This is a genomic window from Streptomyces sp. NPDC002328 (genome assembly GCF_042890065.1).
Classification (GTDB): domain Bacteria; phylum Actinomycetota; class Actinomycetes; order Streptomycetales; family Streptomycetaceae; genus Streptomyces.
On sequence record NZ_JBIARQ010000010.1, the window covers coordinates 117,606 to 129,394 of the forward strand.

At 70.3% G+C, this 11,789-nt stretch carries 11 protein-coding genes; 3 read left to right on the forward strand and 8 right to left on the reverse strand.

The annotated features are described in order from the left end of the window. Positions 1-25 precede the first annotated feature (25 nt). Complete coding sequence (locus ACFYX4_RS24500) at positions 26-1,402, forward strand: hypothetical protein (protein ID WP_389337169.1); 1,377 nt, start codon at positions 26-28, stop codon at positions 1,400-1,402. 119 nt (positions 1,403-1,521) lie between these two features. Here ACFYX4_RS24500 and ACFYX4_RS24505 read toward each other — a convergent pair whose 3' ends face one another. Further along, positions 1,522-2,304 (reverse strand): S1 family peptidase, encoded by a 783-nt coding sequence (locus tag ACFYX4_RS24505; RefSeq protein WP_389337172.1) that lies wholly within the window; start codon positions 2,302-2,304, stop codon positions 1,522-1,524. A 235-nt stretch (positions 2,305-2,539) separates the two neighbouring features. After that, the gene (locus ACFYX4_RS24510) at positions 2,540-3,091 is read right to left on the reverse strand and encodes a YceI family protein (RefSeq protein ID WP_389337175.1); all 552 of its coding nucleotides are present in this window, start codon (positions 3,089-3,091) and stop codon (positions 2,540-2,542) included. 306 nt (positions 3,092-3,397) lie between these two features. Here ACFYX4_RS24510 and ACFYX4_RS24515 point away from each other — a divergent pair, with 306 nt between their 5' ends. After that, on the forward strand, positions 3,398-4,990 hold the full coding sequence (locus ACFYX4_RS24515) for an acyl-CoA carboxylase subunit beta (RefSeq protein ID WP_389337178.1): 1,593 nt from the start codon (positions 3,398-3,400) through the stop codon (positions 4,988-4,990). A 57-nt stretch (positions 4,991-5,047) separates the two neighbouring features. After that, entirely contained in the window at positions 5,048-5,242 is a 195-nt protein-coding gene (locus tag ACFYX4_RS24520) for an acyl-CoA carboxylase subunit epsilon (protein ID WP_389337181.1), read from the forward strand. A gap of 147 nt (positions 5,243-5,389) precedes the next feature. Here ACFYX4_RS24520 and ACFYX4_RS24525 read toward each other — a convergent pair whose 3' ends face one another. The 6 genes from ACFYX4_RS24525 to ACFYX4_RS24550 all read right to left on the reverse strand — a co-directional run bounded on the left by ACFYX4_RS24525 (position 5,390) and on the right by ACFYX4_RS24550 (position 11,715). Beyond that, positions 5,390-5,971 (reverse strand): ATP/GTP-binding protein, encoded by a 582-nt coding sequence (locus ACFYX4_RS24525; protein ID WP_026248371.1) that lies wholly within the window; start codon positions 5,969-5,971, stop codon positions 5,390-5,392. Then, positions 5,952-6,536, reverse strand: coding sequence for a DUF742 domain-containing protein (locus tag ACFYX4_RS24530; protein ID WP_389337184.1), 585 nt, complete (start codon positions 6,534-6,536; stop codon positions 5,952-5,954). Before ACFYX4_RS24530 ends, ACFYX4_RS24525 begins: the two co-directional genes overlap by 20 nt. Positions 6,537-6,632: 96 nt before the next feature. Then, entirely contained in the window at positions 6,633-7,046 is a 414-nt protein-coding gene (locus tag ACFYX4_RS24535) for a roadblock/LC7 domain-containing protein (protein ID WP_030948713.1), read from the reverse strand. A 10-nt stretch (positions 7,047-7,056) separates the two neighbouring features. Continuing rightward, on the reverse strand, positions 7,057-10,386 hold the full coding sequence (locus tag ACFYX4_RS24540) for a nitrate- and nitrite sensing domain-containing protein (RefSeq protein WP_389337188.1): 3,330 nt from the start codon (positions 10,384-10,386) through the stop codon (positions 7,057-7,059). A 374-nt stretch (positions 10,387-10,760) separates the two neighbouring features. Next, on the reverse strand, positions 10,761-11,336 hold the full coding sequence (locus ACFYX4_RS24545; protein WP_132855910.1) for an ATP/GTP-binding protein: 576 nt from the start codon (positions 11,334-11,336) through the stop codon (positions 10,761-10,763). Further along, a complete protein-coding gene (locus ACFYX4_RS24550; protein WP_358797525.1) occupies positions 11,317-11,715 on the reverse strand; it encodes a DUF742 domain-containing protein in 399 nt (132 codons plus the stop codon). Before ACFYX4_RS24550 ends, ACFYX4_RS24545 begins: the two co-directional genes overlap by 20 nt. Positions 11,716-11,789 lie beyond the last annotated feature (74 nt).

Below are 11,789 nucleotides of genomic sequence, written 5' to 3' on the forward strand. Positions count from 1 at the left end.
ATTCCAGTTCGGGTAGCTTCGAAGTATGAAGGTCGCACCACCGACCCGAGGCTTCGCCGGACTGCTGATCGCGCTGGCGCTCGCCGCCCTGACCCTCCTGGCGGCGGGCGCCCCACGCGCGTCCGCCGCACCCGCCCCCACGGCCCCCGCCGTCACCAGCGTGTCGGCGATCGCCGAGGCGCTGCGCGAAAGCCCCGTCTACGTCGATCCGGAGGCGTCCGACCAGCTCTCCCCGTCGGACGCCAACGCGCTCCAGAAGAGGATCGAGGACGCCGACAAACCGGTGTTCGTCGCGGTCCTCCCGGCCGGCTACCCGACCGAGAACCTTTTCACCGACCTGCGCACCGCCACCGGCGTGACCGGCCTGTACGCCGTCCGCCTCGGTGACCGCTTCGACGCCCGCGCCGACTCCTCGGTCCTGTCGAAAACGGCCGTGCGCAACCTCGTCACCAGCGTCCGGGGCGAGAGCGACGCCCGCGTCCAGCTCGACGACTTCACCGACCGCGCGATGGCCCGCATGGGCGGCTCGGCCCCCGCGAGCTGGACCTCTTCTTCAGGCGGCGGCGGGGTCTCCACCAGCGCGCTGATCGCGGCGGGCGCGGTCCTGGTGGCCGGCGGCGCGGGCGCGTACACCGTCGTCCGGCACAACCGTCGGCGGCACGACGAGGAGCAGCGGGCCGCCCTCGACCGGCTGCGGGTCGTCGTCGACGAGGACATCACGGCCTTCGGCGAGGAACTCGACCGCCTCGACTTCCACCCGGCCGCCCCCGACGCCGACGACGCGATGCGCGCCGACTACGAGGTCGCCCTCGACGCCTACGAGAAGGCGAAGGCGGCCATGGCGGCGGCGACGATGCCGGAGGACGTGCGCGGCGTCACCGAGGCCCTGGAGGACGGCCGGTTCTCCCTGGCCCGGCTCGCCGCCCGCCGCTCCGGCGGTCCGCTGCCCGAGCGCCGCCCGCCCTGCTTCTTCGACCCCCGGCACGGCCCCTCGGTCGCCGACGCGTCCTGGACGCCGCCCGGCGGCTCCCCGCGCGAGGTCCCGGTCTGCGCGGCGGACCGCACCCGGCTGGCCGACGGCCGCGACCCGGTGATCCGCGAGGTCGACACCGACCACGGCCGCCGCCCCTACTGGGAGGCGGGCCCGGCCTACGGCCCCTGGGCGGGCGGTTACTTCGGCGGCGGCATCCTGCCCGGCCTGCTCGTCGGCACCCTGCTCGGCGGCATGATGGCGACGCCGTCGTACGCGGCCGACTACGGCTCGGGGTACGGCGACTTCGGCGGCTACGAGGGAGGAGACGTCTCCGGCGCGGACTTCGACACCGGTGACTTCGGCGGCTTCGGCGGCGGGGGCGACTTCGGCGGCGGCGGAGGCGGCGGCGACTTCGGCGGAGGCTTCTGAGCCGGGGGGTGCCCGATCCGGGGCGTGCCCCCAGCCCCCAGCCCGAGCCCCGGGAACGCGGGAACGCGGGAACGAGCCCGGCGCAGGACGCGCCGGGCCCGTGGGAGGGGAGAACCGCGTCAGAGGGAAGCGGCCGCGGAGGCGATGGCCGAGGCGAAGGTGGAGACCTCGGAGTAGACGCCGGGCGCGTTGGGCCGGGCGCAGCCGATGCCCCAGCTGACGATGCCGACCTGGATCCAGGCGTTCGCGGCGTCGCGGCGGAACATCGGGCCGCCGGAGTCGCCCTGGCAGGTGTCGACGCCGCCGGCCGTGTAACCGGCGCAGATCTCGTCGCTGTTGATCAGACCGCTGTAGCCGCTGTACGTGCGACAGGTCGCGTCGCTCACGAACGGCACGGTGGCCTTGAGCAGGTAGCGCTGCTGCGACCCGCCCTCGCTGGCTGCGCCCCAGCCGGCGACCGTGAAGGTGCCGGTGTTGTACTGCGTGGTCGTCGCGATCTTCAGCGTCGGCAGGTTGATCGGCTGGGCGAGCTTGATGAGGGCCCAGTCCTTGCCGTTGCCGTTGTAGCCGGGCGCCCGGTACACGTACGTGGAGCGCACCTGGACGCGGCCGGAGGTGGACTGGAGGTCCACGACGCCGGCGGTGGCGGTGATGCCGGTGTTGGCGCCGGTCGAGCCCACGCAGTGAGCCGCCGTGAGCACGATCTGCTGGGTGTAGAGCGCGCCGCCGCAGCCCATGGAGAGCCGGACCATGAACGGGAACTCGCCCTGAGCAGCACGGGTTCCGCCGACGACGGGGGAGGGGGCGGCCTGTGCGGCCGAGACGGGCTGAAGGCTGGCGATCGCGAGGGCGGCGGCGCCGAGGACCGCGAATCTCTTGAACGCCGTGAGGAGTCTCTTCAACGTGATGCCTTCCGTGGGGGGTTGACCTGGGGCGGTGGTGCCGGGTGGAACCAGGACACGGAACTGACGCGCACATGACAACAGTGGCCACGAAGAAGTGCCCATTTGCTGGCATGGGCAGGTCAAATCTGTTGCTGGATTATGGGAACGCCCCAACCCCTCGCACAAGAGGGCCGATTCGGCCACGGCCGACCCCGCCGGACGTGACGGCGGGGGCGGCGGGCCGATCGGCACGTCACGCGTTCTTGATCGCCGACATGTCGAAGTTGAGCTTGATCTTGTCGGAGACCAGGACGCCGCCCGTCTCCAGCGCCGCGTTCCAGGTCAGCCCCCACTCGGAGCGCAGCAGCTGTGCCTTGCCCTCGAAGCCGACGCGCTCGTTGCCGAAGGGGTCCTTGGCGGAGCCGTTGAACTCCAGGTCGATGGTGAGCGGCTTGGTGACGCCGAGGATGGTCAGGTCGCCGGTGATGCGGTAGTCCTCGCCGCCGACGGCCTCCGCGTGGGTGGAGCGAAAGGTCATCGTCGGGAACTCGTCGGTCTTGAAGAAGTCGGCGCTCTTCAGGTGCCCGTCGCGGTCGGCGGAGCCGGTGTCGATGCTCTCCATCGTGACGTCGATCGCGGCGGAGGAGCGTGAGGGGTCGTCGCCGTCGAGGTGCAGGGTGCCGGTGAAGTCGTTGAATTTGCCCTTGACGTTGGTGACCATGGCGTGCCGGACGACGAAGCCGATCGTCGAGTGCGCGGGGTCGATGGTGTAGTCGCCGGTCAGGGTGGAGAGCTGGGCGTTCATGGGGTCCTCCGGAAGCTGGAGCGGAAAGTCCGAGTGGTCGAGACCTTCCGTTGAATGTTCAACCAGTCCAACGTGAGGGAGTGTAGACCTATTCCGGGTCACTCCGATGGGTCAGTCGACGCGCCGAGGGATGTGCTGCGCGTCTCACCGCCCCGCTTTGTGCGACCCCTACAACCGCCGGGCCCTCTGAGCAGTCGGAACGCCTGCGAGCCGCCCTGGTTCTGTTCAGTGGTACCAGGAAAACGGGTCGGAGACTGTACGGAGTCGACGTCTCCCTTTGCTTGGTGCTCTTCGTAAGGTCGCTACATGACCGTTTTGGAAGAGCAGACGGGTGAGCCGACCGAGCCCACGGACGCGCGCGGGCGCGTGGCCGAGCTGCACGAGATCCGTGCGCAGGCACTGGCCGGACCGGGCGAGAAGGCGACGGCGGCGCAGCACGCCAAGGGCAAGCTGACCGCGCGGGAGCGCATCGAGCTGCTCCTGGACTCCGGGTCCTTCCAGGAGGTCGAGCAGCTGCGCCGGCACCGGGCGACCGGGTTCGGCCTGGAGGCCAAGAAGCCGTACACGGACGGTGTGATCACCGGCTGGGGCACGGTGGAGGGCCGCACGGTCTTCGTCTACGCCCACGACTTCCGCATCTTCGGCGGCGCGCTGGGCGAGGCCCACGCCACGAAGATCCACAAGATCATGGACATGGCCATCGCGGCCGGCGCCCCGCTGGTCTCCCTCAACGACGGCGCCGGCGCCCGCATCCAGGAGGGCGTCTCCGCCCTCGCCGGTTACGGCGGCATCTTCCAGCGCAACACCAAGGCGTCCGGCGTCATCCCGCAGATCTCGGTGATGCTCGGCCCGTGCGCGGGCGGCGCGGCCTACAGCCCCGCCCTGACCGACTTCGTCTTCATGGTCCGCGACACCTCGCAGATGTTCATCACCGGCCCGGACGTCGTCAAGGCGGTCACCGGCGAGGAGATCACCCAGAACGGCCTCGGCGGCGCGGACGTGCACGCCGAGACCTCCGGCGTCTGCCACTTCGCCTACGACGACGAGGAGACCTGCATCGCGGAGGTCCGCTACCTCCTCTCCCTCCTCCCGCAGAACAACCGCGAGAACCCGCCCCGCACCGAGTGCTCCGACCCGGCCGAGCGGCGCGGCGAGGCCCTGCTCGACCTGGTCCCGGCGGACGGCAACCGCCCGTACGACATGGCCAAGGTCATCGAGGAGATCGTCGACGACGGCGAGTACCTGGAGGTCCACGAGCGCTGGGCCCGCAACATCATCTGCGCGCTGGCCCGTCTCGACGGCCAGGTGGTCGGCATCGTCGCCAACCAGCCGCAGAGCCTCGCCGGCGTCCTCGACATCGAGGCCAGCGAGAAGGCCGCCCGCTTCGTGCAGATGTGCGACGCCTTCAACATCCCGATCGTCACTCTTCTGGACGTCCCCGGCTTCCTGCCCGGCGTCGACCAGGAGCACGGTGGAATCATCCGCCACGGCGCGAAGCTCCTCTACGCCTACTGCAACGCGACCGTGCCCCGGATCTCCCTGATCCTGCGCAAGGCGTACGGAGGCGCCTACATCGTGATGGACAGCCAGTCCATCGGCGCCGACCTCACGTTCGCCTGGCCGACCAACGAGATCGCCGTCATGGGCGCCGAGGGCGCCGCCAACGTCATCTTCCGCCGTCAGATCGCCGACGCCGAGGACCCCGAGGCCATGCGGGCCCGCATGGTCAAGGAGTACAAGTCCGAGCTGATGCACCCGTACTACGCGGCCGAGCGCGGCCTGGTCGACGACGTCATCGACCCCGCCGAGACCCGCGAGGTGCTCGTCCGGTCGCTGGCGATGCTCCAGTCCAAGCACGCCGACCTGCCGTCGCGCAAGCACGGCAACCCCCCGCAGTAACCCAGCGGACGCTCCGCGACACCACAGCGGAAACCTCTCTCACGGAGACTGACATCCATGAACCCGCCTGACATCCGCGTCGAGAAGGGCCACGCCGAGCCCGAGGAGGTCGCGGCCATCACCGCGATCCTCCTGGCCCGAGCCGCCGCCCGGACTGCCGAGCCCACCCCGACCCACCGCGGCCGCCCCAGGGCCGGCTGGCGCCGCCTGGAGCGCGAGAACGGCTTCCGCGCCCCCCACAGCTGGCGGTAGCCTGCGGCGCTTCAGCCGCCTGTACACCGAGAAGGGCCCCTCCGTCGAGGAGGGGCCCTTCTGCGTGTGGGCGGCAGGCTGCGGCCGGATCGGCACCGCCGACCCCCGCCGCCGTGGCTGCGCGCCGCGGCGGCGGGAGGAGTCGTCCTACCGGAGTCGAGCCATCAACGCGTGCTCCACGAGAGTGATCAGCGCGGACTTGGCGTCGGCGCGATGACGGGCGTCCGTCGTGATGATCGGCGTGTCCGGCCCGATCTGGAGCGCCTCGCGGACCTCGTCCGGGTTGTACGGCTGGTTGCCGTCGAAGCCGTTGAGGGCGATCACGAAGGGGAGGCCCGAGTTCTCGAAGTAGTCGACCGCGGGGAAGCAGTCGGCGAGACGGCGGGTGTCCACGAGCACGATCGCGCCGATGGCGCCGCGCACCAGGTCGTCCCACATGAACCAGAAGCGGTCCTGGCCGGGCGTACCGAAGAGGTACAGGATCAGGTCCTGGTCCAGGGTGATACGGCCGAAGTCCATGGCCACCGTGGTGGTGGTCTTGTCTCCGGTGTGGGTGAGGTCGTCGATGCCTGCCGAAGCAGACGTCATGACGGCCTCGGTACGCAGCGGGTTGATCTCCGAGACGGCCCCGACGAACGTGGTCTTGCCCACGCCGAAGCCACCCGCCACCACGATCTTCGCTGAGGTGGTGGAGCGGGAAGGACCGCCGCTAGAGCTTGCGAAGTCCACTGAGCACCCTTTCGAGCAGTGTCACGTCTGGCTGGCCGCCGGCGCTTTCGTCGCCGCCGGGCTGATGGATGGCGACCAGTCCCGCCTCCGCCAAGTCGGCGACGAGGATCCTGGCCACGCCGAGAGGGATGGTCAGGAGGGCCGAGATCTCGGCCACCGACTTGATCTCACGGCACAGGTTGCAGATCCGCTGATGCTCGGGCAACTGGCCCTGCATCTGGTGCGGCTGCGCAGTGGTGTGCACCAGCGCCTCGATGGCGAGCTGGTAGCGCGGGCGCGTCCGGCCGCCGGTCATGGCGTACGGACGCACCAGGGGGTTGTTCGACGCCCCGGCGGGCGCCGGCTCGGGGCGGCGCTGCGGCTGCACGGGCTGGATGCGAGGCGCGTGCGGCTGGTCGTACGGGGACGGCCCGGGACCCTGCGGGCCCTGGGGCGAGTACGGCCGCTGCTGGCTCGGGGCGGAGGGGAAGTTGTAACGGTTCGGGTTCTGGGAACCGTCGCCTTGGCCCTGGGCAGGGCCGTACGACCAGTTGCCCGAATGTGAACCGCCTGGGGGTGTTGCCACTTTCTCTCCTCCTCCGACTGTGCCTGGCACCCATCACGTGGAAGCCGCGTCCCGAAACACTACGGCCTCGGGACGCCAAAACGCACCGTCCTGCTGTTAGTTGAGAAGGCTCCCTTGGAGCTCCGCACGAAGGTCGGGCGTCAGAACCGTGCCGGCACGGTCCACCAGAAGGGCCATCTCGTACCCGATGAGGCCGATGTCCGCCTCGGGGTGCGCGAGAACCGCGAGCGAGGAACCGTCGGAGATGGACATCAGGAACAGGAATCCCCGCTCCATCTCCACAACCGTCTGGTTCACGCTGCCGCCCTCGAAGATCCGCGAGGCGCCTGCCGTCAGTGACGTCAGACCGGAGGCGACGGCCGCGAGCTGGTCGGCGCGGTCGCGGGGGAAGCCTTCGGACATCGCCAGAAGGAGTCCGTCGGCGGAGACCACCACCGTGTGGGACACCCCCGGGGTGTTGTCCACGAAGTTGGTGATCAACCAGTTCAGGTTCTGTGCCGCCTGGCTCATCGGGCTCACACTAACGCTCCTGGTTGTAGGTGCTGTCAGGACCGAGGCCCTGGCCGTTCGTTTCACTGCCTGCGTTACGCCCGCGCTGAACGCCGCGACGCAGGTTGCTCAACCTGCCTCGGACGTCCTCCGGGGCTCGGGAGACCTGGGGGCCTCCCTGGGGGGTGCTCTCGGCGGTGCCCTCGACCAGGTTGGCCTTGGGCACCCGTCGCGGCAGACCCGAGGAGGTGACCCCGCCCGCCTTGGGCTTCCGGAGCTGGGCGGCCTGCTGCCAGCGCGCGTCGTTCGCCGAACGCCAGCTGTCGTCGCCGCCGTTGCTCTCCGAGGTGGAGGCCGGCGCTTCCTGGCTCACGGGCCGAGAACCGTTCGAACCGTTCGCCGCCGTGATGGATCCGCGGCGGGGCAGCCCGGCGTCGGTCATGACGTGAGCGGAGGAGGCGGCCGGTCCCGGACGGTCGAAGCCTACGCGGTCCTGCTCACCCGCGTCAGCGACCTGCGCTGATTCCGCTTCCGGAGCGTACTGGTCCGGGTAGCCGTTCTGGTATCCGCTCTGCTGCGGCCAGTCGTCCTGGTAGGGCTGCTCCTCGTAGGACCCGTAGCCGTCCGTGGCGGCGGCGCGGGACGAGGAGCGCTCCTCCTGGCCCGGCTCCGCATACGCGGGGTCCGGGTAGCCGCCGTTCTGCGCGTACGCGCCGTTCTGCGGCACACCGCCGTTCGTGGAGAAGCCGTCGCCCGCGGCGGAGAAGCCGTCACCCCGCGAGGCGTCGCCGTTCGACGAGAGGTACGGGTCCTCGTACGCCGGGCGCTGCTGCTCGCCGTACGGCGTCTGCTGGTCGTAGGCGCCGGGCTGCTCAGCGTACCCGGTGGCTCCGGCCGCGCCGGCGTCGTAGCCGTTCTGCGCTCCGGCGAAGCCGCCCCGGTCGGCGTCGTAGGCCGGCTGCTGCTGCGTCTGGTCGAAGCTCTCGCCGTAGGCGGGCGCCTCGGGGGACCGCTGCTGCGGCTGCTCGGGCTGGCCGTGCGACTGGGACTCCAGGGCCGCCCGGCGCTCCTCGCGTATCAGGGAGCGGCCTACGGGATCCAGGTCGCGCAGATCGTCGGGGACCTCGGTGTAGCGGCTGTCGTCGAAGCCGAGTTCGGCCGCGGTGCGCATCGGCAGGCCGTTGTTGAAGTTCTCGCCCGGGTGGTTCTGCTCCGGGATGATCTGCGACACGGTGAACTCGTCGCGCTCGGCGGGCTGCTCGCCGCCGCCGCCGTGCGTGATCGCGTCCGGCAGCATGACCAGCGAGGTGGTGCCGGCCTGCTCGCCCGAGGGGCGCAGCTGGACGCGGATGCCGTGCCGGTCGGACAGCCGGCCGACCACGAACAGGCCCATGCGCTGCGAGATCGCGGCGTCCACGGTCGGCGGGTTGGCCAGCTTGTGGTTGATGTCCGCGAAGTCCTCGGCGGTCAGGCCGATGCCCTTGTCATGGATCTCGATCATGACCCGACCGTCGGGGAGACGGGTGGCCGTGACGCGAACCTTGGTCTGCGGGGAGGAGAACGTCGTCGCGTTCTCCAGCAGCTCGGCGAGCAGGTGCACGAGGTCGGTCACGGCACGGCCGTGGATCTCGGCCTCCGGGACGCCGGACAGCTCGATGCGCTCGTACTGCTCCACCTCGGAGGAGGCGGCGCGCAGCACGTCGACCAGCGGGACCGGCTGGTCCCAGCGGCGGCCGGGCTCCTCGCCGGCGAGGACGAGGAGGTTCTCGCCGTTGCGGCGCATACGGGTCGCGAGGTGGTCCAGGCGGAAGAGGTTCTCCAGCTGGTCCGGGTCGGCCTCGTTGTTCTCCAGGTCGGTGATCAGGGTCAGCTGGCCCTCGATCAGCGACTGGTTGCGGCGCGAGAGGTTGGTGAAGATCGCGTTGATGTTGCCACGGAGGAGGGCCTGCTCGGCGGCGAGCCGGACGGCCTCGCGGTGGACCTGGTCGAAGGCGCGGGCGACTTCGCCGATCTCGTCGGTGGTGGTGATCGGGATCGGGGCGACCCGGGTGTCGACCCGGCCGGGGTCGGTGCGCGAGAGCTGGTCGACCAGCATCGGCAGGCGCTGCTCGGCGATGCCGAAGGCGGCGTTGCGCAGCTGGCGCATGGACTGGCTCATCTGCCGGGCCATGAGCGAGGCGATGATGAACGCGGCGAGCAGGGCCACGATGACGATGGTGCCGTTGACGATGGCGTCCTGGCGGGCGTCGGAGGCGATGTCTCCGGCGTCGGTCACGGCCCGGTCGATCAGTTCCTTCTCGACCTGGCTGTAGGCCTGGAACTTGAGGGTGGCGGCCGTCATCCAGGCCTGGGCGGTGACGCCCTGATCGGCGAGATCGGCGGGCTTCTGGCCGCTGCCGATCGCCGTGATCATGTCCTTCATGGCGGGCGCGGCGACGTAGTCCTGACCCGCGGCCTCAGCCTTCGCCTGGGCGTCGGCGGCCAGCTTCTGGCCCTCGGCCTGCTTCTGCTGGAGGACCTGGGTCAGCCGGGCCGCGTCCTGCGTGGTGCCGCCGGAGACGTACTCCTGGAGAGCGACGTTCTCGAGGTAGGCGTACGACGTGAACGCGGTGACCTGCTGGGCGAGGGTCTTCTCGTCGGGGCTCGGCCGGACCAGCAGGTGCATGCCGATCGCGCGCTGGAGCGACTCGGCGCCCTTGGCCAGGGCGATCGCGTAGACCGTGCGGCCGTAGGCGGTGATGTTGCCGGTGCCCAGGCCCAGCTCGTTGGAGAACTCCATGAGCAGGTGCTCGACGGCGACGTAGCCCTCTTCGGTCTTCACCGGGTCCAGTGCCGCGGTGTAGGCGGCCGCGCGCACCTTCGTGAGGGTCGGCTCCGCTTCCTTCACCAGCTTCAGCCGGCGCTGGAGGCCCGCCTTGTCCGGCATGCCGACGACCTCGGCGTGGAAGGCCTTGGCCTTCTGGTCGGTGACGGCGCGGGCGTCCTTGACGACCTGGCTGTCCTTCTTGTTCTGAAGGAGCGGCTCCGCGGACACGTCCCGCTCGACGAGGAGCGCTTCGGCGTACTCGCCCGAGGCGGCCACGATCTTCGCGACCTTCTCCGCGTCGCGCGCCTCCTGCCAGGTGTCGATCGAGCCCTTCACCTGGAAGCCGCCCATGACGAGGCCGACCACCACGGGTATGAGCAGGATCGCGTTCAGACGGGTCGGCACACGCCAGTTGCGCGGGGAGAGACGACCGCCGCTCTTGGCGGGTGCGGCCGTCGGCTCCGAGCCGGGAACAGGGGCGGTCGCCGCTCCGCGCGGCGGCGGGGTGAAGTTGCCCCGCGCCGCCGGCTCGGGACTTTTCTTGCTTCGCCTCACTCGACCAACAACCTCTCGGCGGTCGGCACCTACGTCGTGCCGCAGTGTCTCAAGCCCGGTCAGTCATCGACCATGAGTACGTCATTGACTATTGGGCAGTTCAGGCATTCCAGCACGACGGCCTGCGCTCTTCCAAACATCGGGGAGAGCCGAATCCTTGTGATGTAAGCCCCAGATAAAACGGTCATAAAGAGCGAGCCCCGCCAAAAGACGGGGCCGTCGTGTGCGCAGCGAGACCGAGCGAACGCGACGCGTGGCCGTACCACCCGATTCCTCTGCCGAAACGTTATGAACACCGGAGCCGGCCGTGTCAAAGGCCACAGCCGGCTCCGGTTCGTCTACGACGACCGCTGTACGCGTCGCCGGAGCACGCGCTACCGAAGGCGCGCCATCAGCGCGTGTTCCACGAGCGTGATCAGCGCGCTCTTGGCGTCCGCACGGTGCCGGGCGTCCGTCGTGATGATGGGGGTGTCGGGCCCGATCTGCAAGGCCTCGCGCACCTCCTCCGGCTGGTACGGCTGCTGCCCGTCGAAGCCGTTGAGGGCGACGACGAACGGCAGGCCGCTGTTCTCGAAGTAGTCCACCGCCGGGAAGCAGTCCGCCAGCCGGCGCGTGTCCACCAGCACCACCGCGCCGATGGCGCCGCGCACCAGGTCGTCCCACATGAACCAGAACCGGTCCTGGCCCGGAGTGCCGAACAGGTAGAGGATCAGGTCCTGGTCGAGCGTGATACGGCCGAAGTCCATGGCCACCGTGGTGGTGGTCTTGTCCCCGGTGTGGGTGAGGTCGTCGATGCCCGCGCTCGCGGACGTCATCACGGCCTCCGTGCGCAGCGGGTTGATCTCGGAGACGGCGCCCACGAACGTGGTCTTGCCCACGCCGAAGCCGCCCGCCACCACGATCTTCGCGGAGGTGGTGGCCCGGCCCCCGTCAGAGCTTGCGAAGTCCACTGAGCACCCTTTCGAGCAGCGTCACGTCAGGTGCGCCGCCGTTGTTCTCGTCGCCGCCCGGCTGGTGGATGGCCACCAGTCCGGCCTCGGCGAGGTCCGCGACGAGGATCCGCGCCACGCCCAGCGGCATGGCCAGGAGCGCCGAGACCTCCGCGACCGACTTCACCTCACGGGTGAGGTGGCAGATGCGCTGGTGCTCGGGGAGCAGCCCCATGAGCGCTGCCGGGTCGGCCGTGGTGCTGATCAGCGCCTCGATGGCGAGCTGGTAGCGCGGCCGGGTCCGGCCGCCGGTCATCGCGTAAGGACGCACCAGCGGCTGGTCGCCCTCGTCCCCGTACGGCTCCGCGTACGGATCATGAGAGGCGGTGGGCGGGGTCATGAATCCTCCGGGCGGGACAGCATGTCTCGGTCAGTCGTGCCGTCCGTCGAGGCCGGTGGGGGGAAAGTGTCGGC